This window comes from Pseudoduganella sp. SL102, assembly GCF_027856995.1.
GTDB classification, from domain to species: domain Bacteria; phylum Pseudomonadota; class Gammaproteobacteria; order Burkholderiales; family Burkholderiaceae_D; genus Rugamonas; species Rugamonas albidiflava.
In genome coordinates this window covers 3,797,038-3,822,025 of the sequence record NZ_CP115554.1, presented here as the reverse complement: position 1 = coordinate 3,822,025, position 24,988 = coordinate 3,797,038, and the positions used below count along the sequence as shown (strand labels likewise).

General features: G+C 65.9%; 20 protein-coding genes. 7 read left to right on the top strand and 13 right to left on the bottom strand.

Going from position 1 to position 24,988, the window contains the following annotated elements:
- Positions 1-49: 49 nt before the first annotated feature.
- Together mfd and serB are read left to right on the top strand one after the other, a co-directional pair.
- Positions 50-3,493 carry a transcription-repair coupling factor gene (mfd, locus tag OU994_RS16160; RefSeq protein ID WP_281606683.1) on the top strand — a complete coding sequence of 1,148 codons (3,444 nt, stop codon included), beginning with the start codon at positions 50-52 and terminating at the stop codon, positions 3,491-3,493.
- 48 nt (positions 3,494-3,541) lie between these two features.
- The gene (serB, locus tag OU994_RS16155) at positions 3,542-4,384 is read left to right on the top strand and encodes a phosphoserine phosphatase SerB (protein WP_131145997.1); all 843 of its coding nucleotides are present in this window, start codon (positions 3,542-3,544) and stop codon (positions 4,382-4,384) included.
- A 330-nt stretch (positions 4,385-4,714) separates the two neighbouring features.
- Here serB and OU994_RS16150 read toward each other — a convergent pair whose 3' ends face one another.
- Positions 4,715-5,908, bottom strand: coding sequence for a CaiB/BaiF CoA-transferase family protein (locus OU994_RS16150; protein ID WP_281606682.1), 1,194 nt, complete (start codon positions 5,906-5,908; stop codon positions 4,715-4,717).
- 63 nt (positions 5,909-5,971) lie between these two features.
- Complete coding sequence (locus OU994_RS16145) at positions 5,972-6,469, bottom strand: TspO/MBR family protein (protein WP_281606681.1); 498 nt, start codon at positions 6,467-6,469, stop codon at positions 5,972-5,974.
- A 151-nt stretch (positions 6,470-6,620) separates the two neighbouring features.
- Here OU994_RS16145 and OU994_RS16140 point away from each other — a divergent pair, with 151 nt between their 5' ends.
- From OU994_RS16140 to OU994_RS16125, 4 genes are all read left to right on the top strand, one after another.
- Positions 6,621-6,959, top strand: coding sequence for a cytochrome c family protein (locus OU994_RS16140; protein ID WP_281606680.1), 339 nt, complete (start codon positions 6,621-6,623; stop codon positions 6,957-6,959).
- Positions 6,960-6,961: 2 nt separating this feature from the next.
- Positions 6,962-7,201 (top strand): hypothetical protein, encoded by a 240-nt coding sequence (locus tag OU994_RS16135; RefSeq protein ID WP_281606679.1) that lies wholly within the window; start codon positions 6,962-6,964, stop codon positions 7,199-7,201.
- A gap of 60 nt (positions 7,202-7,261) precedes the next feature.
- Positions 7,262-7,609, top strand: coding sequence for a GFA family protein (locus OU994_RS16130; protein WP_281606678.1), 348 nt, complete (start codon positions 7,262-7,264; stop codon positions 7,607-7,609).
- A gap of 96 nt (positions 7,610-7,705) precedes the next feature.
- Complete coding sequence (locus OU994_RS16125) at positions 7,706-8,062, top strand: hypothetical protein (RefSeq protein WP_281606677.1); 357 nt, start codon at positions 7,706-7,708, stop codon at positions 8,060-8,062.
- A gap of 134 nt (positions 8,063-8,196) precedes the next feature.
- Here OU994_RS16125 and OU994_RS16120 read toward each other — a convergent pair whose 3' ends face one another.
- The 3 genes from OU994_RS16120 to rimO all read right to left on the bottom strand — a co-directional run bounded on the left by OU994_RS16120 (position 8,197) and on the right by rimO (position 12,529).
- A complete protein-coding gene (locus tag OU994_RS16120) occupies positions 8,197-9,612 on the bottom strand; it encodes a hypothetical protein (protein WP_281606676.1) in 1,416 nt (471 codons plus the stop codon).
- A 145-nt stretch (positions 9,613-9,757) separates the two neighbouring features.
- A complete protein-coding gene (locus OU994_RS16115) occupies positions 9,758-10,939 on the bottom strand; it encodes a cystathionine beta-lyase (RefSeq protein WP_281606675.1) in 1,182 nt (393 codons plus the stop codon).
- Between the two features lie 183 nt (positions 10,940-11,122).
- Positions 11,123-12,529 (bottom strand): 30S ribosomal protein S12 methylthiotransferase RimO, encoded by a 1,407-nt coding sequence (gene rimO / locus OU994_RS16110; protein ID WP_281606674.1) that lies wholly within the window; start codon positions 12,527-12,529, stop codon positions 11,123-11,125.
- A gap of 91 nt (positions 12,530-12,620) precedes the next feature.
- On the opposite strand from rimO, the gene OU994_RS16105 reads away from it, so the two are divergent.
- Positions 12,621-13,640, top strand: a complete 1,020-nt coding sequence (locus tag OU994_RS16105; protein ID WP_281606673.1) for a substrate-binding domain-containing protein — start codon at positions 12,621-12,623, stop codon at positions 13,638-13,640.
- 25 nt (positions 13,641-13,665) lie between these two features.
- Here OU994_RS16105 and OU994_RS16100 read toward each other — a convergent pair whose 3' ends face one another.
- The 8 genes from OU994_RS16100 to phaC all read right to left on the bottom strand — a co-directional run bounded on the left by OU994_RS16100 (position 13,666) and on the right by phaC (position 24,977).
- Positions 13,666-16,107 carry a TonB-dependent receptor gene (locus tag OU994_RS16100; RefSeq protein WP_281606672.1) on the bottom strand — a complete coding sequence of 814 codons (2,442 nt, stop codon included), beginning with the start codon at positions 16,105-16,107 and terminating at the stop codon, positions 13,666-13,668.
- Positions 16,108-16,265: 158 nt separating this feature from the next.
- Positions 16,266-17,321 carry an ABC transporter ATP-binding protein gene (locus OU994_RS16095; RefSeq protein ID WP_281606671.1) on the bottom strand — a complete coding sequence of 352 codons (1,056 nt, stop codon included), beginning with the start codon at positions 17,319-17,321 and terminating at the stop codon, positions 16,266-16,268.
- A 3-nt stretch (positions 17,322-17,324) separates the two neighbouring features.
- Positions 17,325-18,332, bottom strand: coding sequence for a carbohydrate ABC transporter permease (locus OU994_RS16090; protein WP_281606670.1), 1,008 nt, complete (start codon positions 18,330-18,332; stop codon positions 17,325-17,327).
- On the bottom strand, positions 18,329-19,204 hold the full coding sequence (locus OU994_RS16085; RefSeq protein ID WP_281606669.1) for a carbohydrate ABC transporter permease: 876 nt from the start codon (positions 19,202-19,204) through the stop codon (positions 18,329-18,331). Before OU994_RS16085 ends, OU994_RS16090 begins: the two co-directional genes overlap by 4 nt.
- A gap of 17 nt (positions 19,205-19,221) precedes the next feature.
- The gene (locus OU994_RS16080; RefSeq protein ID WP_281606668.1) at positions 19,222-20,535 is read right to left on the bottom strand and encodes an ABC transporter substrate-binding protein; all 1,314 of its coding nucleotides are present in this window, start codon (positions 20,533-20,535) and stop codon (positions 19,222-19,224) included.
- Positions 20,536-20,611: 76 nt separating this feature from the next.
- Positions 20,612-21,997, bottom strand: coding sequence for a GH1 family beta-glucosidase (locus OU994_RS16075; protein ID WP_281606667.1), 1,386 nt, complete (start codon positions 21,995-21,997; stop codon positions 20,612-20,614).
- A gap of 429 nt (positions 21,998-22,426) precedes the next feature.
- The gene (phaR, locus tag OU994_RS16070) at positions 22,427-22,993 is read right to left on the bottom strand and encodes a polyhydroxyalkanoate synthesis repressor PhaR (RefSeq protein ID WP_281606666.1); all 567 of its coding nucleotides are present in this window, start codon (positions 22,991-22,993) and stop codon (positions 22,427-22,429) included.
- Positions 22,994-23,267: 274 nt separating this feature from the next.
- Positions 23,268-24,977, bottom strand: coding sequence for a class I poly(R)-hydroxyalkanoic acid synthase (phaC, locus tag OU994_RS16065; protein ID WP_281606665.1), 1,710 nt, complete (start codon positions 24,975-24,977; stop codon positions 23,268-23,270).
- Between the last annotated feature and the right edge of the window lie 11 nt (positions 24,978-24,988).

Here is a 24,988-nt window from a genome sequence, read left to right as displayed (position 1 = left end):
AACCATCGTCAGCCACCACAGTCAGCAGTCACGCCAGCCCTCCCGCCGCATGCCCTTCGACTTTACACGAGCACTTCCCAAACCCGGCAACCGCTTCGCGCTGCCCGCGCTGTATGGTTCCGCCGATTCCTACGCGCTGGCACAGGCGGCGCTGCAACTGAAGAACGAAGGCCGCATGCTGGCCGTCATCGTGGCCAGCGCCAGCGATGGCCAGCGGCTGCTCGACGAGATTCCCTGGTTCGCGTCCGCCCTGCGCTGCCACCTGCTGCCGGACTGGGAAACCCTGCCCTACGACGCCTTCTCGCCGCACCAGGACCTGGTGTCCGAGCGGCTGGCCACGCTGCACGAGATCCGCAGCGGCCAGTGCGACGTGCTGCTGGTGCCCGCCACCACGGCGCTGGTGCGCATGGCGCCGCCGTCGTTCCTGGCCGCCTACACCTTCTTCTTCAAGAAGGGCGAGTCGCTCGACGAAGGCCGGCTGAAAGCCCAGCTGACACTGGCCGGCTACACGCACGTGACGCAGGTGATGTCGCCCGGCGAATACTCGGTGCGCGGCGGCCTGATCGACCTGTTCCCGATGGGCTCCGCCCTGCCCTACCGGCTCGACCTGTTCGGCGACACCATTGAAACCATCCGCACCTTCGATGCCGACACCCAGCGCTCGCTGTATCCGGTGCACGAGGTGCGGCTGCTGCCGGGCCGCGAATTCCCGATGGACGAAGCGGCGCGCACCACGTTCCGCAGCCGCTGGCGCGAAACCTTCGAAGGCGACCCTTCGCGCTCGGTGGTCTACAAGGACATCAAGAGCGGCATCGCCTCGGCCGGCATCGAATACTACCTGCCGCTGTTCTTCGAGGAGACGGCCACGCTGTTCGACTACCTGCCGGACGGCGCGGCACTGGCGCTGGTGGGCGACATCGATGGCGCGATCCGCCGTTTCTGGGGCGATACCGAAAGCCGCTACAAATTCCTGAAGGCGGACCGCGAGCGCCCCATCCTGCCGCCGGAAGCGATCTTCCTGCGCGACGAGGCGTTCTTCACGTGCGCCAAGCGGCATGCCCGCATCACGATCGGCAAGAGCCTCGATGGCGAGCCGTCCGAGCTGTCGGCGCCGGTGCCGAACATCGCCGTCAACCGCCACCTGGACGATCCGCTGACCAACCTGCGCGCCTACGTGATGCGGCCGGACCTGCGCGTGATGATCTGCGCCGATTCGGCGGGCCGCCGCGAAACGCTGCAGCAGTACTTCGCCGAATTCGACCTGCACCCGGCCCTGGTCGACGGTTTCGGCGGCTTCCTGGCCTCGCACGACCGCATCGTGCTGGGCGTGGCGCCGCTGCAGGCCGGCTTCGAACTGCACGCCGGTGCCGAGACGCTGGTATTCGTCACCGAGACCGAGATCTATGCCGGCTCGGGGCGGCGCGTCGGCAAGAAGAAGCAGGAAGCCGTCACGCAGGTCGAGTCGATGGTGCGCGACCTGTCCGAGCTGAAGATCGGCGACCCGGTGGTGCACATCAACCACGGCATCGGCCGCTACATGGGCCTGGTGAGCATGGACCTGGGCGAAGGCGAAACCGAGTTCCTGCACCTGGAGTACGCCAAGGACACGAAGTTGTACGTGCCGGTCTCGCAGCTGCACGTGATCTCGCGCTACTCGGGCGGCGCGCCGGAAGATGCGCCGCTGCACGCGCTGGGCTCCGGCCAGTGGGACAAGGCCAAGCGCAAGGCCGCCGAACAGGTGCGCGACACGGCGGCCGAGCTGCTCAACCTGTATGCCCGGCGCGCCGCGCGCCAGGGCCATGCCTTCGAATACTCGTCGCACGACTACGAGCGTTTCGCCGAAAGTTTCGGCTTCGACGAAACGCCGGACCAGGCGGCCGCGATCCTCAACGTGATCCGCGACATGACCTCCGGCAAGCCGATGGACCGGCTGGTGTGCGGCGACGTCGGCTTCGGCAAGACCGAGGTGGCGCTGCGCGCGGCCTTCATCGCCGTGATGGGCGGCAAGCAGGTGGCGATCCTGGCACCGACCACGCTGCTCGCCGAGCAGCATGCGCAGACCTTCGCCGACCGCTTCGCCGACTGGCCCGTGAAGATCGCCGAGATGTCGCGCTTCCGCACCGGCAAGGAAATCGCCACCGCGATCAAGGGCATGGCCGACGGCACGCTGGACATCGTGATCGGTACCCACAAGCTGCTGTCGGAAGACGTGAAGTTCACCCGCCTGGGCCTTGTCATCATCGACGAGGAACACCGCTTCGGCGTGCGCCAGAAGGAAGCGCTGAAGTCGCTGCGCGCCGAAGTGGACGTACTGACGCTGACGGCCACGCCGATTCCCCGCACGCTGGGCATGGCGCTGGAAGGCTTGCGCGACTTTTCCGTGATCGCCACGGCGCCGCAAAAGCGCCTGGCCATCAAGACCTTCGTGCGCAGCGAGGATGGCTCGATCATCCGCGAGGCGATCCTGCGCGAACTGAAGCGCGGCGGCCAGGTGTACTTCCTGCACAACGAAGTGGAGACCATCCAGAACCGGCTGGCGCAACTGACCGAGCTGGTGCCCGAGGCACGCATCGCAGTCGCCCACGGCCAGATGCACGAGCGCGACCTGGAAAAGGTGATGCGCGACTTCGTGGCGCAGCGCTACAACATCCTGCTGTGCACCACGATCATCGAGACCGGTATCGACGTGCCCACCGCGAACACCATCATCATGCACCGTGCCGACAAGTTCGGCCTGGCCCAGCTGCACCAGTTGCGCGGCCGGGTCGGCCGTTCGCACCACCAGGCCTATGCCTACCTGCTGGTGAACGACGTGCAGTCGCTGTCGAAGCAGGCGCAGCGCCGGCTCGACGCGATCCAGCAGATGGAAGAACTGGGCAGCGGTTTTTATCTCGCCATGCACGACCTGGAAATCCGCGGTGCCGGCGAAGTGCTGGGCGAAAGCCAGTCGGGCGAAATGCTCGAAGTGGGCTTCCAGCTGTACACCGACATGCTGAACGAAGCCGTGCGCGCGCTGAAGGCCGGCAAGGAGCCGGACCTGGCGGCGCCGCTGGCCACCACCACCGAGATCAACCTGCACGTGCCGGCGCTGCTGCCGGCCGACTTCTGCGGCGACGTGCACGAGCGCCTGTCGATCTACAAGCGGCTGGCCAACTGCGAATCGCAGGAAGCGCTCGACGGCCTGCAGGAAGAATTGATCGACCGTTTCGGCAAGCTGCCGGAACCGGCCAAGGCGCTGGTGGAAACGCACCGGCTGCGAGTTGCCGCAAAGACCGTCGGTATTGTTAAAATCGATGCCCACGGAGAAGCAGCGAACCTGCAATTCATGCCGCAGCCGCCCATCGACCCGATGCGCATCATCACCCTGATCCAGAAGCACAAGCACATCAAGCTGAACGGGCAGGACAAGCTGAAGATCACCGCGAGCATGCCCGACCTGGCGGCACGCGTCGCGCAGATCAAGACCGCCATCAAACAATTGACTTCCCCCTGAACCTAGCCGGACCAATCCAGCCCGATGAATCAAGTACAAGACGTCACCATGAACCTCGTCCTGCAAGGGCTCGACGACTGTTATCCGCGCCTCGAGCGCATCGCGGCGCTGACCGCGCCGCAGCGCGTCACGCGCATTTCCGATACGGCGCTGCGCTGCGAAGGCATCGCCTTTTCGCCCGCGCTGCGCCAGACCATCGAGGTGGCCGCCCATGCGGCCGAGCTGGACGCCACGTACATGATGGGCGCGCAGCGCCTGGCCGACTTCAAACTGGTGGCGATGGACATGGATTCCACGCTGATCACCATCGAATGCATCGACGAGATCGCCGACATGCAGGGCCTGAAGCCGCAGGTCGCGGCGATCACCGAGGCGGCCATGCGCGGCGAACTGGATTTCTCGGAAAGCCTGCGCCGCCGCGTGGCGCTGCTCGAAGGACTCGATGCTTCGGCGCTGGAGCGCGTGTTCGAGGAACGGCTGCGCCTCTCCCCCGGCGCCGAACGCATGCTCAAGGCCGTGCAGGCTGCCGGACTGAAGACGCTGCTGGTGTCCGGCGGCTTCACCTATTTCACCGACCGCCTGAAACCGATGCTGGGCCTGGACTTCACCCGCGCCAACCAGCTGGAAATCGTCGACGGCAAGCTGACCGGCAAGGTGCTGGGCGATATCGTCGACGCCGAGGCCAAGCGCGCGACCGTCGAGCAGGTCTGCGCCACGCTGGGCATTTCGCCGGACCAGGCGATCGTGATGGGCGATGGCGCCAACGACCTGAAGATGATGGGGATCGCCGGCATGTCGGTGGCGTTCCGCGCCAAGCCGGTCGTGCGCGAGCAGGCCACGGTGGCGCTGAACTACGTGGGGCTGGACGGCATCCTCAATTTGCTGGACTGAGCTGCCCCGCCGGGTTCGGGACGACCAGGCCGTCCGGCAGCGGTGGTCGATGCGGCTGGCGGCGTTCGCGGCCTGGTGTCGGACACCGGTCCTTCGGTGTCGGACACTGATGCCGCTTAGACAAGCTTCCCCCAAGTGCAAATTCCGGGGTCAGGAAGGAATGCCGGCATGCATGCCGGCATCGTTCCGCAGGCGCGAAGCATGCTTCGCGAAACCCCTGCTGCACCCCGCCGGGTCCGACCCCAGCCCTTCGCCGTTGGGGTGAGTGCATGCGCTTTCAATCAGGCGCCCCATTCGCGTAACCGGCCGGCATCGCGCCGGCCCTGTAACCTACTGCACCGCGCCGTTCTCCCGCAACCGGGCAATATCGGCCGCCGTCATGCCCAGCTGGGCCAGCACGGCATCGGTATGCTCGCCCAGCGCCGGGCCCTGCCAGCGCACCGCGCCCGGCGTTTCCGACAGCTTCGGCACGATCCCCGGCATCGCCACCTCGACACCGTCCGGCAGGGTGTGGCGCAGGATCATGTCGCGCGCCTGGTAGTGCGGATCGGCGACGATGTCGGCCACCGAGTAGATGCGGCCGGCCGGCACGTCGGCCGCTTCCAGCTCCGCCAGCACGTGCTCGATCGGATGGCGCGACGTCCAACCGGCGATCGCGGCATCGATCAGCGCGGCCTGCGCGGCGCGGCCGTCGTTCTGCGCGAATTGCGGGTCGTCGGCCAGGTCCTGCCGTCCGATCACGGCCATCAGCCGCTTGTAGATCGGATTGCTGTTGCCGGCGATGACGACGTAGGCGCCGTCGCGCGTGGGATAGGTATTGGATGGCGCGATGCCCGGCAAGGCGCCGCCGCTGCGTTCGCGCACGTGGCCCAGCAGGTCATATTCCGGCACCAGGCTTTCCATCAGGTTGAACACGCTCTCGACCAGCGACACGTCGACCACCTGGCCGTCGCCCTGCCCCGTCTTCACGCGCAGCACAGACATCAGCGCCCCCATCACCGCATGCAGCGACGCCAGCGAATCGCCCAGGCTGACGCCGACCCGGGCCGGCACGCCGCCTGCTTCTCCCGTGGTGTAGCGAATGCCGCCCATCGCCTCGCCGATGGCGCCGAAGCCCGGCCGGTCCTTGTAAGGGCCGGTCTGGCCGTAGCCGGAAATGCGCACCATCGTCAGTTTTGGATTCAGCGCATGCAGCACGTCCCAGCCGAGACCGAGCTTCTCCAGCGCACCGGGCTTCATGTTCTCGATCAGCACGTCGGCATCCTCGAGCAGGCGCTTGACGATGGCGATGCCGTCCGCGCTCTTCAGGTTCAGCGCGATCGAGCGCTTGTTGCGCGACTGCAGGTACCACCACAGCGACGTGCCATTGTGCAGCTTGCGCCACTTGCGGATCGGGTCGCCGTCGCCGGGCGCCTCGATCTTGATGACGTCCGCGCCGAATTCGGCCATCAGCCGCGCCGCGAACGGCGCCGCGATCAGTGCGCCGATTTCAATTACCTTGATGCCAGCCAGGGGTCCGCTCATGTCTCTTCTCCAATGTAATCCGGGGAGCATAGACAACGGCGGCGCTTCCGTCCAGGGGTGGCGCTACCCCAGCAATTGCGGGTTGCGCTGCCAGCAGGCGAACGTCAGCGCGCTGGCGTACGTGACCCAGGCGAGGTAAGGCAGCAGCAGGACGCCGGCGATGCGGCGCGCCTTCCAGAACGCGACCGTGGTGGCCAGGATCAGCGCCCACAGCACCAGCACTTCCGCGAACGCGGCGGCACCCAGGTGCCAGCCGAAGAACAGCCAGCTCCACAGCGCGTTGGCGGCCAGCTGCACGAGGTACAGGCCGAGCGTGCGGGGTGCCGTCGAAAAGCCCCGGGTGCGCCACACCAGGAAGGCGGCGATCGCCATCAGCAGGTACAGCACCGTCCATGCCGGGCCGAACACGCCGGCGGGCGGCGCCCAATCCGGCTTGTCCAGCTGCGCGTAGAACCGCGGCGCGTCCTGCGAGGCCCAGGCGCCCAGCGCGGCGGCGGCGAAGGTGACCAGCAGCCAGCCGGCGAGATGCTTGATGTTGTCGGCAAGTCGGTGCGTATCCATGGTCCATGCGCTTCGTTGAAGGAATGCCAACTGTAGCAGGCGGACCCGCTGGACGGCGCACAGGCGGCCCGCCCGGGTCTATAATCGGGCCATGAAACGTCGCGCCATGAAACGATCCGGTCTTGTCCACGTCCCTGCGCTGTTGATTGCCATGCTGCCTGCCCTGAATGCCAACGCCGCTCCCGCTGCCGACCCGAAGGCCGGCGCGGCCGCGTTCCGGGTGTGCGCCTCGTGCCACCAGGTGGGGCCCGGCGCCCGCAACGCGTTCGGCCCGCACCTCAACAAGCTGTTCGGCCGCCGCGCCGGCAGCACGCAATATGCCTATTCCGCCGCGATGAAGAAGTCGCCGATCGTCTGGAACGACAAGACCCTGGCCGCGTTCCTGCGCGATCCGGACGACGTCGTGCCGGGCACGAAGATGCGCCTGTGGGGTTATTCCGACGAGCGCAAGATCGCCAACCTGCTGGCCTACCTGCGTCAATACCAATAATCATGCCCACCACGATCAAGCACCGGCGCACCCGCATCGTCACCCTCGATACCGGCGAGGAACCCGCTACCCATTGCCGCCCCGGCGACATCGCCATCCAGCAGGTCGAAGGCGGCTGGACGCTGTGGTTCATCGGCGACGACGGCAGCGTCGAAGGCTACGACGAACCCTATCCTTCGGAAAAGGAAGCGATGTGGTCCGCCAAGGCCGCGGCCGAATACGCCAGCAGCGACCAATCCTGACCATCAGCTCGACGATCAGCCTGACCATCAGGCCATTGCTGTTCAATCCACGGAGGAGCCATGCTTTACAAGGGAAGCTGCCACTGCGGCAAGGTGGCGTTCGAAGTCGAAGGCACGATCGATGGCGCACTGGCGTGCAACTGCTCGATCTGCCGGCGCAAGGGATCGCTGCTGTGGTTCGTGGCGCGCGACCAGCTGAAGGTGACGACGCCGGAAGACAACGCGGCCACGTACCTGTTCAACAAGCACGTGATCCGGCACCGTTTCTGCCCGGCCTGCGGCATCCATCCGTATGGCGAAGGCTCCGACCCGAACGGCAATGCGACGGCGGCGATCAACCTCCGCTGCATCGACGACATCGACCTCGACGCGATCCCCGTCCAGCATTACGACGGGCGCAGCCTGTGAGGTTGGCGCTGGCGTAGCCGCTCGCTGCGCGCCGGGCTTGGCAAAATTGCTATAGACTGTGCCTTCCTTTCATCCTTCAAGACAGGGAGTGTGCAAATGGTCCAGGACCTGGTTCTCGATGCCCGCACCGACTCGGCCAAGAGCTGGGCATGGTGGCTGTACGTGGCGCATGCCGTCAGCTTTCTGTTCACGCTCGGCCTGTTCTCCTTCATTCCGCTGATCCTGAACTACGTGAAGCGGCCGGAGACGGCGGGCACCTTCGTGCACAGCCACCACGGCTGGCAAATCCGCTCGTTCTGGTGGTATTTCGTCTGGATGGCGATCGGCTGGGTGCTGTTCGCCACGATCATCGGCATCCTGTTCGCCTGGATCATCTGGGTCGGCGCGTGGGTCTGGAAGGCTTACCGGCTGATCCGCGGCTTCATCGCGCTGAACAACAACGAGCCGGTGTGACGCAGGTTTGAGGTATTTGAAACCGGTGTCCGACACCTTTTCGCTGTGCGAAAAAGTGTCCGACACCAGCCGTGTCCGGCCAGCCGCTGATTCGTGGCCAACCAGCCGTTGCGCTAGCTACTTCAGGCGACGGCCTACAGCACCCGCAGGAACGCCACCAGGTCGGCCTTCTCCCCATCCGTCAGCTTCGTCTCCAGCACGAGGTTGAAGAACTCCACAGTATCTTCCAGCGTGATCAGGCGCCCGTCGTGCAGGTACGGCGGCGATTCCTTGATGCCCCGCAGCGGGAAGGTCTTGATCTTCCCGTCGCCGACGGCCTTCATGCCGTTCACCATCTGCACCTTGTAGAACCGCTCGGTCTTCAGGTCGTGCATCAGGTTGTCCGTGTAGTACGGCGCCGCGTGGCAGGCCACGCACTGGCCCTTGCCGTTGAAGACCGCCTCGCCGCGCAACTCCTGGGCGGTGGCCTTCTTCGGATCGAGCTTGCCGTACACGTTCAGTTTCGGCGCCGGCGGGAAATCCATCAATGCCTGGAATTCGGCCATGAAGTGCACCTGGCTGCCCCGCTCGAGGATGTTGACGCCCTTCTTCGTGGCGATCACGGGGTCGCCGTCGAAATACGCGGCGCGCTGTTCGAACTCGGTGAAGTCCTCGACCGTCTTCAGCGCCCGCTGCGAACCGAACAGGCGCTGCACGCTCACGCCGCGCAGGGTCGGCGTTTCGATGCGGTGGCGCAGCTCCTGCGGCCGGATATCGCCGACCAGGTGATTGGAACCGTTGGTATGGCCGTTGGAGTGGCAGTCGAAGCACGACACGCCCATGCTGGGCCGGGCCGAGCGCCGGTCTTCCGTCTGGTTGAACTGCTGCTGCGGGAATGGCGTGAGCAGCAGGCGCAGGCCTTCGATCTGCTTGGGGTTCAGCAGGCCGTTGAAGATCTCGTAGTAGTTATCGATCGTCAGCAGCCGGCCCTTCGTCACGTCGCCCATTTCCGGGTGCGTGGTCAGGAACATCGGGGCCGGGAATTCCGGCAGTACGTGGTCGGGCAAATCGAACGACAGGTCGAAGCGGTTCAGGTCGCGGCGCTCCTGCCGGAGGATCTCGTCGATATGGAATTGCGGGAACAGCATGCCGCCTTCCGGATGGTTCGGGTGCGACAGCGGCAGGAAGCCGGCCGGATATACGCCCCTGGCCCGGATATCCTCGGGGCTCATCGCGGCGAGAGACTGCCATGTCACTCCCTTCGGCAGCCTGACCCTGACTCCTTCCTGTACCGGTTTGCCCCGGAACATGGTCACGCCCGCCGCGGGCCGGTTGGCCATGTCGTAGCGCTGCGCCAGCAGTTCCTGCTGGCGGCGCTCGATGGCCGGCCGTGCCGCCTTCATCCGCTCCATCGTCACATGAAAGGGTTCGGTGATGTCGACCTTCATGTAGCTGGTCGGCGTTTGCGCGGGCGGCGGCTTGGGCTTGCCGTCCTGCGTCCACACCAGCGCCGGGATCAATGCAAGCGCAATGGCGCCGGCGCCGATGACAAGACCGCGTGAAGCTTTCATGACTCCTCCTTGTAGTTATCGATGAAGGGCTGGCAGACTTCTCCTTTTATGGACTTACGTTCTTCATTAAAGCAGGCGGGGCCATCGATTGAAAGGTCGCGATCGATTGATTTACTCCATCGTGGCGATAGCCCCGAACTAAGGGCTACAGCGTTGCCAGTGCCGCTTCGATATCGGCAATCAGGTCGTCCGGCTCTTCCAGGCCGATGTTGAAGCGCACGAGGGTGCCACTGTCCGGCCAGCCACGCCGCATCGCCTGGATGCGGTACGGAATGCACAGGCTGTTCGGTCCACCCCAGCTGTAGCCGATCTCGAACAGCTTCAGGGAATCGACAAAGCGGTCGGTCTGCTCCTCCGTATAGCGCGCGTCGAACAGCACCGAGAACAGGCCGCCGGCGCCGGTGAAGTCGCGCTTCCACGTTTCGTGTCCCGGACAATCGGCGAATGCCGGGTGCAGCACCTTCGAGATTTCCGGCCGCTCCTTCAGCCACGCGGCGACCTTGCGGGCCCCGGCATCGTGCGCATCGAAGCGCAGTTTCATGGTCGGCAGGCCGCGCATCACGAGGTAGGCGTCGTCGGCACCGACGCCATAGCCGAGCCGCATGTGCGACAGCGACAGCCTGTCGTGCAGGCCACCGTCCTGGCCGGTGCCGCGCGTGATGACTGCGCCCATCAGCACATCCGCGCCGCCGGACTGGTACTTCGTCAGCGCCTGCACGACGATGTCGACGCCCAGGTCGAAGGCGCGCAGCGCGATGCCGGCGGACCAGGTGTTGTCCAGCGCGACCACCACGCCCCTGGCCTTCGCGGCGGCGCAGATCGCCGGCAGATCCGGCACTTCCATCGACACGGAACCGGGCGCCTCGGTCCAGATCAGGCGCGTGTTCGGGCGGATCAGCTCCGCGATGCCGGCACCGGCCAACGGGTTGTAATAGCGTGCCGTGATACCCATCGACTCCTGCAGCCAGTTGCCCAGCACGCGGTTCGGGTTGTAGATATTGTCGGGCAGGAGGATGTCGTCGCCCGTCTTCAGCAGCGCGAAGTCGACCATCGCGATGGCGGCGAGGCCGGAAGGCGCCAGCAGGCAATCGGTACCGCCCTCGATCTCCGCCAGCCGCGCTTCCAGCGTGAACGTGGTGGGCGTGCCGTGCAGGCCGTACGTATAGGCGCTCTTGTCCTTCCAGTTACCCGAGCGGAGCGCCGCCACGTTCGGGAACAGCACCGTCGAGGCGTGGTGGATGGCGGGCGGGAAGGCGCCGAAGCCGGCCGGCGGCTGGTAATCGGAGTGGATCAGCGAGGTTTGCGGGGAGATGGTCTTGGTCGTCATGTCGGCGTCGGATCGGGCGAAAAAATCAGGAGAACAGCGCGGGAAAAACAGCGCGGGAAATCAGCGCGGAATAACGGCGCGGGATAAAAAAAGGCGGACCATGATGGTCCGCCTTTCATTGTAGCCGTTACTTCCAGGCGGCCGGGGGTAACTCGGCCAGTCGGAATCCTGAGCCCACTGGGCTCAGGATTCCCCCCACAAATCATGCGCGTCGGCGCGGGTGATCTCGACGTCGAAGAACTGCCCGACTGCCAGCTTCTTGTGCGGCTCGAACGGTTTCTTCACGTGCACCACGCCGTCGATCTCGGGCGCATCGGCGGCCGAGCGGCCGATCGCGCCGGACGGGGTGAGTTCGTCGATCAGCACCTTGATGGTCTTGCCGACCTTGGCCTTCAGGCGCGCCTTCGAGATCTCTTCCTGCAGCAGCATCACGCGGCCGCGGCGCTCTTCGCGCACTTCCTCCGGGACCGGGTTGGCGATCTCGTTGGCGGTCGCGCCCTCCACCGGCGAATAGGCGAAGCAGCCCAGGCGGTCGATCTGCGCTTCCTTCAGGAAGTCCAGCAGGTACTCGAACTCGGCTTCCGTCTCACCGGGGAAGCCGGCGATGAAGGTCGAGCGGATCGTCAGGTCCGGGTTCATCTGGCGCCATTTCAGGATGCGCTCCAGGTTCTTCTCGCCCGACGCCGGGCGCTTCATGCGCTTGAGTACTTCCGGGTGGGCATGCTGCATCGGTATGTCGAGGTAAGGCAGCACATGGCCGCCGCTCATCATCGGGATGATCTCGTCCACGTGCGGGTACGGGTACACGTAGTGCAGGCGCACCCAGGCGCCGTACTGCCTGGCCAGCTGGCCCAGCGCTTCGGTCAGCTGCGTCATGTGCGTCTTCACCGGGCGGCCATTCCAGAAGCCGGAGCGGAACTTGACGTCGATGCCGTAGGCCGAGGTGTCCTGCGAAATCACCAGCAGTTCCTTGACGCCGGCCTTGAACAGGTTTTCCGCTTCGATCATCAGTTCGCCGATCGGGCGCGACACGAGGTCGCCGCGCATCGACGGGATGATGCAGAACGAGCAGCGGTGGTTGCAGCCTTCCGAGATCTTCAGGTAGGCATAGTGCTTCGGCGTCAGCTTCACGCCCTGCGGCGGCACGAGGTCGATGAACGGCTCGTGCGGCTTGGGCAGGTGGGTGTGCACTTGCGACATCACTTCGCCCACCGCATGCGGGCCGGTCACGGCCAGCACCTTCGGGTGGATCTTCTGGATCAGGTCACTGCCATCGGCATCCTTCTTGGCGCCCAGGCAGCCGGTGACGATGACCTTGCCGTTCTCGGCCAGCGCTTCGCCGATGGCGTCCAGCGATTCCTGGACCGCCGCATCGATGAAGCCGCAGGTGTTGACGATCACGAGATCGGCGCCGGCGTACGACTTGGCGGTGTCGTACCCTTCCGCGCGCAGCTGCGTGAGGATCTGTTCGGAATCGACCAGCGCCTTCGGGCAGCCGAGCGAGACGAAACCCACCTTCGGTGCTGGCGTACCTTGTGCTGGCGATCCATCGGCGGGCTTGGGAAGACGGGAAAGTGGCTGAGATTGCATGTTCAAGTGTCAACGAATGTTCGGACCAATCGGCTATTTTACCCGAACGGGCCACGTGCTACCATACCTCCTCGCAATCCAGGGAGTTCGTGTGGCCACGCTGAAGGATGTCGCAGCCCTCGCCGGTGTCGGCATGTCGACCGCATCGCGTGCGATTTCCGGTGCCGGCCCCGTTTCCGCCGATGCGCTGCGCCGCGTCAGCGCGGCCGTCGAGCAGCTGAACTTCCGCCCTTCCTCCATCGGCCGCTCGCTGTCGGCACAATCGCTGGGCATGATCGGCATCTTCGCCCCCACCTTCTTCGGCGCCTACTACGGCACCATCCTGAAACAGACCGACGTGGAGCTGCGCGCGCTGCGCCGGCACGTGGTGGTCGCGACAGGCTGCGGGCCGCTGCCGCCGCGCGAGGAAGCCATCGAGGCCGTCAAGTTCCTGATCGGCCGCGACTGCGACGGCATCGTGGTGCTGGGCCACGACATGCGCGACGACGACGTGGCGATGCTGCACGAACTGCATCCCCGCATCGCCTTCCTGAACCGCGCCCATCCCGCACTGCCCGACTCGTCGTTCTGCCCGGACCACCGCGCCGGTGGCGCACTGGCCGCGCGCACCCTGCTCCAGCACGGCCACCGCCGGATCGCCGTCATCGCCGGCCCGCAGGGCGCCACCGACAACGCGGCGCGCCTGCAGGGCTTCTTCGCCGAACTGGCGATGGCCGGCATCGCCGCCGGCGCCGTGCAGCGCATCGATGCCGATTTTTCGCGGGAAGGCGGGTTTGCCTCGGCCGAGGCACTGCTCGCGGCCGGCCGGCCTTTCACGGCGCTGTTCTGCGCAAACGATGAAATGGCGGTCGGCGCGCTGGCCTGCCTGCACCGGCAAGGCGTGCGCGTGCCCGGCGAGGTGTCCGTGATCGGCTACGACGACGATTATTCCGCCGCCTTCACGGCGCCGGGCCTCACGTCGATCCACATCCCGATCCGCGAGCTCACGCAGAATGCCGTGCGCTGGCTGGCCAACCAGTGCTACGGCACGAGCTACCCGATCGTGCGCGAGTTTCCGGCCACGGTGACGATGCGCGATTCGGTCGGTCCCGCAGCAACCACGGCGGCATAAGCCGCGCCGTGGCCGCCGTCGAGGCTCAGAACTTCATCGACAACCGCGCGCCGAACGTGCGCGGCTGGTTGTAGTAGGCCGCCCAGATCTGCTGGTTCGGCTGGCATGGCGCGCCGACCTGGGTGCACACCTCGATCGCGTCGAACTTCACTTCCTTGTCGGTGGCATTGTTGACGAACAGCTCGGCCGTGTAAGCCTTGTCCAGCGGTTCCCAGCGCAGCGACAGGTCCACCGTCGTGTACGACGGCTGCTGCTTGACGCCGGGATGGCCGGGCACGTCGCGGTTGAACGCGCCGGCGCCGACGAAGGATTCGGTCTCGAAGTGCGCCTGGGCACGCGGCGTCAGGCGCCCGCCCCGCAGCGTGAAATCGTGCTCGGCCATCAGCGTCGTCGCGAAGCGCGGCGCGTGCTTCAGCTTCGAGCCGCCCACGTCCTCGGTGGGTGCCGTGGTGCCGCACGCTTGCCCGTTGGCCCGCGCCGCGTCGACATCGCACGACAGGAAGCTGTCGTAGGTCGCGTCGAGCCACGTGGCGTTGCCGGAAATGCGCGCGGCAGGCGTAGGCCCCCACGCGAATTCCGCCTCGATCCCTTTCACGGCGGCGCCGGCCGCGTTGAAGTTCTGCAGCGTGTTGTTGACCACCTGCGATTCCAGCTTGTCCTTGTACTTCATCCAGAACGCATCCAGGTTCAGGGTCAGCGTGCGGCCCAGCAGGTCGGACTTGAAGCCGAGCTCGTAGCTGGTCAGCTTTTCCGGCCTGGTCGTCGCGCCGCCGTCGCCGATCGCCGGCGAGTGGAAACCCGTCGTGACCGAGGCGAAGGCAAGGATGCCGGGCGCCGGCTTGTACTCGGCGCGGCCCAGCCACGTGGCCTGGCCGTACTTCAGGTCCGCCGTGTTGTCGCCCGGCGTATTGCCGCAGTTGGCGGCGGTGACGATGCCGCCGGGGCCGATGTTGTGGGTGTTGATCAGGCCCGTCCCGGGCGTGACCAGCTGGGCCACCTGGTTCGGCGTCAGCACCGTGGCGCCGCGCGGCGCGTTGTCGGGCCAGTTCGGGCAGGCCCAGTTCTGGCCGCCCCGGTCGAACTTGTGGTCCTTCGTATAGCGCGCGCCGGCCGTCAGCTTGGTGCGCTCGTCGAGGTTGTAGCTGCCTTGGGCGAACACGGCTTTCGACTTCAGCTGCCGGTCGCCCTGGATGAACGTCATCGCCGAGGCGTACTGGCCGACAGTGGGCTGGACGAAGATCACGTTGCCGGCGGCAAGGTCCTGCTGCAGGGCCGCCTCGGAAATCTGGCTGCGGTCGATGTCGAAGCGGATCTTGTTCTTCTCGCCGAACTCGAACAGGCCCGCCACCCATTCGATCGCGCCACCCTCGGCGGAGCGGAACTGCAGCTCGTTCGAGTGGCTGTCGAACTGTCCCCATTCGGTGCGGTTCTCGGCCTTGAAGCCGAGGAACAGGCCGGCATCGGCGTCGCTGGCATTGCTGCGTTCGAGCCGGCTCCAGCTGCCCAGGTACTGCACGTCCACGGCGTCGTTCAGCGCCCAGTTCCACTTGGTCTTGTAGGTGGTGATGGACTGGTCCAGCGTGCCGGGCGTGTCGATCACGGTGCTCCAGCGGTCGCGGTTGCCCGGTTCGATGGCCAGGTACACGCTGCCGGCGCCCTTGTCCTCGTAATAGTCGGCGATGAAGGTGGCCCGCAAGGTCGGCAGGATCTTCCAGAGCAGCGTGGCGCGCGCCCCGGCCTGGTCCTGCGCGCCGTACTTGTCGGCGCCGGGCGGCACGTTCGAGCCGCGCGCGAAGTCCACGTAGCCGTCATGGCTGTCCTTGATCGCCGCCACGCGCAGTGCGACATTCTCGCTGAACGGGATGTTGATCATGCCCTGCGTCTGGATGCGGTGATGGTTGCCGAACGTGACGGAAGCGGAGCCCATCAGCTTCTGCGTGTTCGGCGCGGCGGACACGAGATTGACGGCGCCGGCCGTCGAGTTACGCCCATTGAGCGTGCCTTGCGGGCCGCGCGCCACCTCCACGTGCGACAGGTCGTACATCAGCGCCGTGGCGCCCTGCGGCCGCGGCAGGTAGATGCCGTCGACATAGAAGGCCACGGCCGGGTCGCCCAGCTCCGTGTGGTTCGCCGAGCCGACGCCCCGCATGTAGACGTGCACGCCGCCGGAATCGCTGTGCGGCTCCACGACCAGGCTCGGTACCAGCGCCGTCAGCGATGCCAGGTCTTTTACCTGGTTGTTCTGCAGCGTGTCCTGCGTGAACGCGGAGACGGCCAGCGGCGTGTCCTGCACCAGCTGGTCCCGCCGGTTGGCCGTCACGACGATGCGCTCGACGCCGCCCTGTGCCATGGCGTTGTCGCCGGCCGCTGTGGTTTGCGCCTGGGCTGTGGTCTGTCCCTGCGCCGCGGGGGTGCCGATCGCCGCGGCGATGGCCAGCGCCAGCGCGCTCTTCCTCATCTGTTTCATTTGCCTGTCCTCTTCTTCCGGTTGGTGGATGGGGCGTGCGGGGGGCCCCGCGGGTACAGCAAGCTTCAGGTGAAATGCCGGGCGCGAGCCGGCCTGCCGTGCGCGCGCGACGGTGCATGCCGCTCGCGCGGCCGGTACTGCGTATCGGTGGACTGGTGCTACAGGCGCTGGCCGGTCGCCGTGTCGAACAGCGACGCCTGGCCGGTGTTCAGGGAAAACGCGCCGCCGGGGCGGTCGTCCTGCACGATCGCGGCCACCTGGGTGCCATGGAAGCTGTGCCACACCACGCGGTGGGCGCCCATCGCCTCGACCAGCGTGACGGGTGCCGCGAAGGCGCCATCGGCGGCGACGTGCACGTCCTCCGGCCGCACACCCAGCACCACTGGCTGGCCGTGCGCGGGCGCCTGGCGGAACGGATAGTGCGACAGGTCCAGCGCCATGTGGCCGTTGTCGAAGCGGATGCCGTTCGCCGTGTCGAGGCGGCCGTGGAACTGGTTCATGCCGGGCGAACCGAGGAAGCCCGCCACGAACAGGTTTTCCGGCGCCCGGTAGATCGCGTCGGGCGTGTCGAACTGCTGGATCACGCCGCCCTTCATGACGGCCATCCGGTCGGCCAGCGTCATCGCCTCGACCTGGTCGTGGGTCACGTAGATCATCGTGGCGCCCAGCTGCCGGTGCAGCGCCTTCAGCTCGCGGCGCAGCTCGGTGCGCAGCTTCGCGTCCAGGTTCGACAGCGGTTCATCGAACAGGAACACGTCGGCTTCGCGCACGATGGCGCGGCCGATCGCCACGCGCTGGCGCTGCCCGCCGGACAGCTCGCCGGGCTTGCGCTTGAGGAGCGGGCCCAGTTGCAGCATCTCGGCGGCGCGGGTCACGCGCCGGGCGATCTCCGCCTTCGGCGTGCCGTTGATGCGCAGGCCGAACGACATGTTGCGCTCGACGTTCATGGTCGGGTACAGCGCGTATGACTGGAACACCAGCGCGATGCCGCGGTCCTTGGGGTCGGCGTATGTCATGTCGCGCCCGCCGATGCAGATGCTGCCGCCGGCGGCGTCGTTCAGGCCGGCGATGCTGTGCAGCAGGGTCGACTTGCCGCAGCCCGAGGGGCCGAGCAGCACGATGAATTCGCCGGCGCCCACTTCCAGGTCGAGCGCATCGATGACCCGGTTGGCGCCCAGCTGGATCTGCAGGTTGCGGATGGAAACGTTGGCCATGTCTTACCCCTTCACTGCACCGTTGGCGATACCGCGGACGAACCAGCGGCCGGAAAAGAAATACAGGGCGAGCGGCACGAGCGACGTGAGGATCGTGGCTGCCATGTTCACGTTGTACAGGCGCTCGCCCGTCGTGGTGTTGATGATGTTGTTGAGCTGGACCGTCATCGGCAGGTTGTCCGATCCCGCGAACACGAGGCCGAGCAGGAAATCGTTCCAGATGTTCGTCACCTGCATGATCATCGCGACCACGATCACGGGCGTCGACATCGGCAGCATCAGTTCGAAGAAGATGCGCCAGAAGCCGCCGCCATCGATGCGCGCCGCCTTGAACAGCTCCTGCGGCAGCGACGCATAGTAGTTCCGGAACAGCAGCGTCATCATCGGCATGCCGAACACGATGTGGACCAGCACGATGCCCGGCAGGCTGCTGTACAGCTCCACGGCGGCCAGCGCGCGCACCAGCGGATACAGCATTACCTGGCCGGGGATGAACGCGCCGATCATGAGCACCGCGAACAGCGCGTTGGCGCCGCGCGGCCGCCAGAACGACAGCGCATAGCCGTTCACGGCGCCGAGCGCGATGGACAGCACCACGCTGGGCACGGTGATCTTCACGGAGTTCCAGAACCCGCCCCGGATGCCTTCGCATTCCAGGCCCGTGCAGGCGGCCTGCCAGGCGTTGTGCCAGGGCGCCAGGGTGGGCGCCATCGGCAGAGCGAAGATGTTGCCGAGCCGGATCTCGGCCATCGGCTTCACGGACGTCACCAGCATCACGTACAGGGGCACCAGGAAGAACATGGCGGCCGTCACGAGGAACAGGTAGATGCCGATGCGGGCTGGCGTGAAGTACGCCTGCTTGCGGCGAGGGCGGGTGAGCGCTGCGCCGGCGCGGGAGTCCGCAGGCCGTGGCGTGGCCGGTGGCGGCGGTTGCGGCACGGGTCGTGCAGAAGGATGCGGCACGGGTTGTGGTGCAGGTTGTGGCACATTCAGGGCGATATCGCGGTTCATTTCACTCCCCTTTGCAGGGCCTTGTGGCGCGCATAGTAGAGCGGCGCGACGATCGCCAGCACCGTGAGCAGCAGTACCATCGAGGCGGCGGAGGCCAGCCCGATATTGGCGCGGCCGAACAGGTAATCCATGATGAACTTGGCCGGCACTTCGCTGGCCGTGCCGGGGCCGCCCTGCGTCATCGCCACCACGGCGTCGAACAGCTTCACGACCAGCACGAACAGCAGGATGAAGGCGGTCGACAGCGACGGCCACAGCATCGGCAGCACGATCGACAGGTAGACCCGCCATTTCGGGATGCCGTCGATGCGGGCGGCCTTCCACAATTCCTCGTCGATGCCGCGCAGGCCGGACAGCAGCAGCGCCATCACCAGTCCCGAAGCCTGCCAGACCGTGGCGATGACGATCGTGAACAGCACCTTGTCCTGCTGGACGATCCAGTCGAACGTGAAATCGCGGAAGCCGAGATGGCGCGCCACCTGCTGGATGCCCAGTTCGGGGTTCAGGATCCACTGCCACACCAGGCCCGTGGCCACGAACGACATCGCATACGGATACAGGAACACGGTGCGCAGCACGCCCTCGCCGGCCACCTTCTGGTCGATGAACACGGCCAGCAGGAAGCCCAGCACCATGCAGGCGGCGATGAACAGCAGGCCGTAGATCGCCAGGTTTTCCAGCGACAGCAGCCAGCGGGCATTGCGGAACAGCCGCTCGTACTGGCCGAGGCCGACGAAGTCGCCGGACGGGAAGATGCGGCTGGACGACACGGAGACCCGCGCGGTCCACAGGATCGTCAGCACATAGGCGCCCAGCGCGGTCACGATCATCGGCACCAGCGCAAGATAAGCTGCCAAAGACGTTGTGCGCATCGTCTTCTTCGGCGCGGCTACCATGTGTTGTCCCGGATCGCCTGGGCGAACGCCTGCTGCGCGCGTTCCGGCGTCTCGTTGCGGTTCCAGTAGTTCGTCAGCACGTCCTGCAGCGCCCCGTTCAGGTCCGGGTCGAGCAGCATCTCGGCGTTGGGCAGCTGGCGCGCCTTGTCCTGCATGATCTTGATGCCCATGCGGGCGCACACATCGAGCTTGCTCATGTCGACGTCGGGCCGGATCGGGATGGAACCCTTGCGGGCGCTGAACTCGGCCTGCGGGCCGGGCGCCGTCATCACGGTCGCCAGCAGCTTCTGCGCCTGTACGATCTGCGGCTTGGCGGTCTTCGGGAACACGAACGCGTCGCCCGCGACCATGTACGGCGGCCGCGGGCCGAAGCCGGGGAAGCAGCCGAAGTGCTTGCCCGCCACCTGGCCGGCCGACGTGAATTCGCCCTTGGCCCAGTCGCCCATGATCTGCACGCCGGCGCGCCCCGAGACCACCAGCGCGGTGGCATCGTTCCAGTTGCGGCCCGGCGAGCCGGGATCGGTGTACGCGCGCAGCGCCTTGAACTTGACCAGCACGTCGCGGAACGCCGGCGACGCGACGGCGCGCAGGTCGCGGTCGCGGTAGATCTTGAGGTACAGCTCGGGGCCGCCGACCAGCGCGAAGATGGCGTCGAAGACGATCTTTTCCTGCCATACCTGGCCGCCGAATGCGAGCGGTATCAGGCCGGCCTTCTTCAGCCGGTCCAGCTGGGCCACGAACTCCTCCCAGCTCTTCGGCTCGGCCTGGATGCCCGCTTTCGCGTAGGCCGCCTTCGAGTAGAAGAACCATGCGGGCATGTGGATGTCGACCGGCGCGGCATAGTAATGGCCGTCGATCTTGATGGCGTCGATGATGGTGCGGGGCAGGATGTTGTCCCAGTTGCCGCGCGCGGCGACATCGTCCAGGTTGTTCAGCAAGCCCTGGTCGACGATGTCGCGGAACTGCTTCGAGGTGTTGAACTGCGCCGCCACCGGCGCGTTGCCGCCGACGATGCGGTTGATCGTCGAGGCGCGCGACTGGTCGGCCCCGGCCACCGCCTGGTCGATCCACTGGCCGCCGGCGCGGGTGTAGGCGTCGGCGAACTGGCGGATCGCGGCCGACTCGCCGCCGGAAGTCCACCAGTGCGACACGGTGGCCTTCAGGGGAGCACCGGCGGGCGCCCTGGCGGATGCCTTGGCGGATGGCTGTGGCGCGGCCGGCTGCTGCGTGGCCTGCGCCGGAGGCAGCGACCATGCCAGCGCCAGGGCGGCGGCCCGCGCCACGGCGCCGGGGGTAGCCTTGTTCATGTCGTCTCCATGGCGCATCGGGGCGCCTTATAGGTATGGGATGCTAATGATAAGTGAAACAGGCTGCCGGCTGGAATCAGGATCGGCCGTTGCGCCGCGCCAGGAAGTCGCGCACCAGTTCCGCGCTGCGCTTGACCGTGCGCCGCTGCGTGGCGTAATCGACATGGACGATGCCGAAGCGCCGCTCGTAGCCGAAGGCCCATTCGAAGTTGTCCATCAGCGACCAGATGTAGTAGCCGCGCACGTCGACGCCCGCCTTCACGGCCCGGTCCACCGCCGCCAGGTGGCGGTTCAGGAAGGCGATGCGCTGGCCGTCGACGACGCGGCCGTCCACCACCTCGTCGTCGCAGGCCATGCCGTTTTCCGTGATGTAGATGGGCGGCAGGCTGGCGTAGCGTTCGTGGAAGCCGACCAGCAGGTGCGCCAGGCCTTCGGGATACACCTCCCATCCCATCTGGGTGCGCTCCACGCCTTCCAGGTCCACTTCGACATAACCGCCCTTGTCGCCGCCGCGGACATTGGTGCGGAAGTAGTAATTGATGCCCAGGAAATCGAGCGGCGCGGCGATGATGGCCAGGTCGCCCTCCTCCACCGGCGGCTCGGCGCCCTGCCACAGCTGTTCGAACAGCAGCGCGGGATAGCTGCCCTTCAGCAGCGGATCGAGCACCCAGTCATTGTGCTGCAGCTCGAACAGTTCGGCGGCGCGGCGGTCCTCGGGGCGATCGCCATCCGTGGTGCCGCGTCCCACGTTGACGACGATGCCTTTCTGCGAGTCCGGGTCGTTGCGGCGCAGCGCCTGCAGCGCCAGGCCATGGCCCAGCAGCAGGTGGTGCATCGCCGCGCTGGCCTCGGTGACGCTGGTGTGGCCCGGCGCGTGGTGGCCCGTGCCGTAGCCGTGCATCGCCGAGCACCACGGCTCGTTCAGCGTCGACCAGAAGTCGACCAGGCCGGCCAGCTCGCGGCTCACCAGGTCCGCATACTCGGCGAACCGGTAGGCCGTCGCCCGGTTGCACCAGCCGCCGGCATCCTCGAGGTGCTGCGGCAGGTCCCAGTGGTACAGCGTGACGGAGGTGCGGATGCCCCTGGCGCGCAACACCTGCAGCAGCTCGCGATAGAAGGCGATGCCCTTTTCGTTGGCGCGGCCATCGCGGTCCATCACGCGCGGCCAGGCGATCGACAGGCGGTAGGCATCCACGTTCAGCGCGGCGATCAGCTCGACATCGTCGCGCCAGCGGTGATAGTGGTCGCAGGCGACGGCGCCCGTGTCGCCGCGCAGCACCTTGCCGGGCGTCGCCGAAAAGGTATCCCAGATCGACGGCAGGCGGCCATCTTCGTCCACCGCGCCTTCGATCTGGTAGGCGGCGGTGGCCACGCCCAGCAGGAAGTCCCGGCGCCACAGGACCGAATCGGGCGGTACGTCGAACGTCTCGGCAACCTGCGCATGCAATGCTTTCTTGAACACGGACACTCCTTGGCTGGATCGGTGTGGAAGCGCTTCCACTTGTTGTTGCCAATACTATCAGCCCCCTTTTTACGGCGTCAAACACTTTTTTGGAAACGTTTCCTGTCGTCGCGAAAAGCACACATTGGAACCCCAAGTGCCGATTCTGGGGTCAGGAAGGAATGCTTGCATGCATGCCAGCATCGTTCCGCAGGCGCGAAGCATGCTTCGCGAAACCCCTGCTCCACCCCGGCGGGTCTGACCCCGGCCGTTCGCTCTTGGGGTAAACGCACGCGTTGTGTGGGATAAGACTTAACCTGTCGTGACTTGAAAAAAGCCGCCGCTTAGGGCAACAATACCAAGCGGAATCGTGACAGGCGCGATGGCGGAGGGCGTAACGTCGCTGGCGGGGATGTGACGCCTGCACCGGTGCGGTGCAGGCGGGTGACGTTATTTCTTGTCAGTGGGGGGCGTGACGGGCGGCACGGCGAACGGGAAGGCGCCGAACAGGTTCTTGCTCTGGTTCTGCATCTGTTCCTGCATCTGCACGAACAGGCTCTTGCTCTGGTCGATGTAGTTGTTCATCATGCCCTGCATGATCGGGGCCTGCACGTTCATGAACTGCGTCCACATCTCCGGGCTGAAGGTCTTGCCGTCGAAATTCACGGCGCCGGTGGTGAGGCGGCGCTGGATGTCGGTGAAGGCCTGGATATTCTTTTCCAGGTACGAGCCCATCATGCCCTGCATCGCATGGCCGTAATAACGGATGATCTGCGCCAGCACGTCCGTCGAGAACATCGGCGCGCCGCTCGCCTCTTCTTCCAGGATGATCTGCAGCAGGATGCTGCGGGTCAGGTCTTCGTTCGACTTGGCATCCACCACGGTGAACGGCTCATTGTCCAGCACGAGCTGTTTCACGTCGGTCAGCGTGATATAGGAACTGGTCTGCGTATCGTAGAGTCGGCGGTTGGGATACTTCTTGATCAGGCGTTCGGCAGTTTTCTTTACACTACTCATCACGAGTTCCGTATTTTGCGCCGCAGCGCATTCCTTGTGGGTTTCAAAAAGGGCCATGAAAAAAACGAAAAAAAGCGAACGTAGAGTTCGCTTTCACTAGCCCTGCTCACCCTATTATAGAGTGAAAATTTCACTATATGCGCACGCAGTAGGATGAAACCGGCATGAAATCCGGAATAAAACCGGCCCGGAGGCCGGCGGAATGGCGCTTATTGCAACGCAACGAAAATAAGCGCCGGACAAAGACTGTTCCGGTCCGTGTGGCTTTCCCGGCCTAATCAGCCTTTTCCTTGACGTAACGGCCGGGCGCCGGCTCGACCGGCGGGTAGTCGGCGTTGCCGGCTTGCGTGCGGGCTGGCACGTCCTCGCCGCCGTGCTCGGCCAGGAAGTCCGCCCACAGGGGCCACCAGCTGCCCGGATGCTCGACGGCGTCGGCCATCCACGCATCGGGATTTTCCGGCCGGTCGTCGTTGACCCAGTAGCTGCGCTTGTTCTTCGATGGCGGATTGATGACGCCGGCGATGTGCCCGGAAGCGCCCAGCACGAAGCGGTTGGCGTCGCGCCGCGCCGGGTTGAGGATATTCATCGAGCCATAGGCGGAGGTCCACGGCACGATATGGTCTTCGCGCGATCCGTAGATGAAGGCGGGCGCGTCGATCGTCGTCAGGTCGACCTTCTCGCCGGCCACCGTCAGGCGGCCCGGCTCCTTCAGCCGGTTCTCCAGGTACGTATTGCGCAGGTACCAGCAGAACATCGGGCCCGGCAGGTTGGTCGAATCGGAGTTCCAGTACAGCAGATCGAACGCGGCCGGTTCGTTGCCCTTCAGGTAGTTCGACTGCACATAATTCCACACCAGGTCGTTCGGACGCAGGCTCGAGAAGGTGCTGGCCAGGTCGCGCCCCGGCATCAGGCCGCCCTGCCCCAGCGCCTGCTCGCGCAACTGCACCTGCGGTTCGTCGACGAACACGCTCAGCACGCCCGTGTCGGAAAAGTCCAGGAACGTGGTCAGCAGCGTGAGGCTGGCTGCCGGCTGCTCGCCGCGCGCGGCCAGCACCGCCAGCGCCGTCGACAGCAGCGTGCCGCCCACGCAGAAGCCCAGCAGGTTCAGCGTGTCTTCCCCGCTGATGTCCTGCACGGCGCGGATGGCCCGGATCACGCCCTGCTCGGTGTAGTCGTCCCACGACGTCTTCGCCAGCGAGGCATCCGGATTGCGCCACGAGACAAGAAACACGGTATTGCCCTGCTCGACCGCGTAGCGCACCAGCGAATTGCTTGGCTGCAGGTCCAGGATGTAGTACTTGTTGATACACGGCGGCACCATCAGCAGCGGCCGCTGCCTGACCGTCTCCGTGCGCGGCCGGTACTGGATCAGCTGGAACAGCGGCGTTTCCAGCACGATGTCGCCCTCGGTCGTGGCCAGGTTGCGGCCGACCTCGAACGCCTTGTCGTCGGACAGCGAAATCTGCCCCTTCTGCATGTCGGCCAGCATGTTCTTCAGGCCGCGGGTCAGGCTTTCGCCCTTCGATTCGATCAGCGCCTGCTGGGCTTCCGGATTGGTCGCCAGGAAGTTCGCCGGCGACATCGCATCGACCACCTGCTGCAGGGCGAAGCGGATCTTCTGCCGTTGCTGGGGCGCCGCCTCGACGGCGTCGGCCATCGCCAGCAGGAACTTGGCATTGAGCAGGTAGGCCGCCGCGCTGAACGCGGTGACGGGATTTGCGATCCATGCCGGGGCGGAGAACCGCCGGTCGCGGATCTCGGGCGTCTTGCCTTCCAGGAGCTGCTGCCACAGTGCTCCGAATTCGGCCATGTATTCGTTCTTCAGGGTGTCCAGTACTTCCGGCTTCACCGTCGCACCGGCGTCGCGCAGCAGCGCGGCACCGGGCATGGGAACACCTGCCAGGGCGTCCGGGTTGGACATCCAGGATTGCCACTGGCTTGGATTCATCCAGCTGGCCAGGGACTGCGCGTCGGGCATGTTCATGTATATTCCAT

Bases quoted from the DNA above. Each gene is read 5' to 3' on its own strand.
- OU994_RS16100 (WP_281606672.1), bottom strand. From the start codon at position 16,107: ATGAAACAGATGAGGAAGAGCGCGCTGGCGCTGGCCATCGCCGCGGCG.
- OU994_RS16130 (WP_281606678.1), top strand. From the start codon at position 7,262: ATGCTTTACAAGGGAAGCTGCCACTGCGGCAAGGTGGCGTTCGAAGTC.
- OU994_RS16085 (WP_281606669.1), bottom strand. From the start codon at position 19,204: ATGCGCACAACGTCTTTGGCAGCTTATCTTGCGCTGGTGCCGATGATC.
- OU994_RS16145 (WP_281606681.1), bottom strand. From the start codon at position 6,469: ATGGATACGCACCGACTTGCCGACAACATCAAGCATCTCGCCGGCTGG.
- OU994_RS16115 (WP_281606675.1), bottom strand. From the start codon at position 10,939: ATGACGACCAAGACCATCTCCCCGCAAACCTCGCTGATCCACTCCGAT.
- serB (WP_131145997.1), top strand. From the start codon at position 3,542: ATGAACCTCGTCCTGCAAGGGCTCGACGACTGTTATCCGCGCCTCGAG.
- OU994_RS16090 (WP_281606670.1), bottom strand. From the start codon at position 18,332: ATGAACCGCGATATCGCCCTGAATGTGCCACAACCTGCACCACAACCC.
- OU994_RS16135 (WP_281606679.1), top strand. From the start codon at position 6,962: ATGCCCACCACGATCAAGCACCGGCGCACCCGCATCGTCACCCTCGAT.
- mfd (WP_281606683.1), top strand. From the start codon at position 50: ATGCCCTTCGACTTTACACGAGCACTTCCCAAACCCGGCAACCGCTTC.
- phaC (WP_281606665.1), bottom strand. From the start codon at position 24,977: ATGAACATGCCCGACGCGCAGTCCCTGGCCAGCTGGATGAATCCAAGC.
- rimO (WP_281606674.1), bottom strand. From the start codon at position 12,529: ATGCAATCTCAGCCACTTTCCCGTCTTCCCAAGCCCGCCGATGGATCG.
- phaR (WP_281606666.1), bottom strand. From the start codon at position 22,993: ATGAGTAGTGTAAAGAAAACTGCCGAACGCCTGATCAAGAAGTATCCC.
- OU994_RS16125 (WP_281606677.1), top strand. From the start codon at position 7,706: ATGGTCCAGGACCTGGTTCTCGATGCCCGCACCGACTCGGCCAAGAGC.
- OU994_RS16095 (WP_281606671.1), bottom strand. From the start codon at position 17,321: ATGGCCAACGTTTCCATCCGCAACCTGCAGATCCAGCTGGGCGCCAAC.
- OU994_RS16120 (WP_281606676.1), bottom strand. From the start codon at position 9,612: ATGAAAGCTTCACGCGGTCTTGTCATCGGCGCCGGCGCCATTGCGCTT.
- OU994_RS16140 (WP_281606680.1), top strand. From the start codon at position 6,621: ATGCTGCCTGCCCTGAATGCCAACGCCGCTCCCGCTGCCGACCCGAAG.
- OU994_RS16150 (WP_281606682.1), bottom strand. From the start codon at position 5,908: ATGAGCGGACCCCTGGCTGGCATCAAGGTAATTGAAATCGGCGCACTG.
- OU994_RS16080 (WP_281606668.1), bottom strand. From the start codon at position 20,535: ATGAACAAGGCTACCCCCGGCGCCGTGGCGCGGGCCGCCGCCCTGGCG.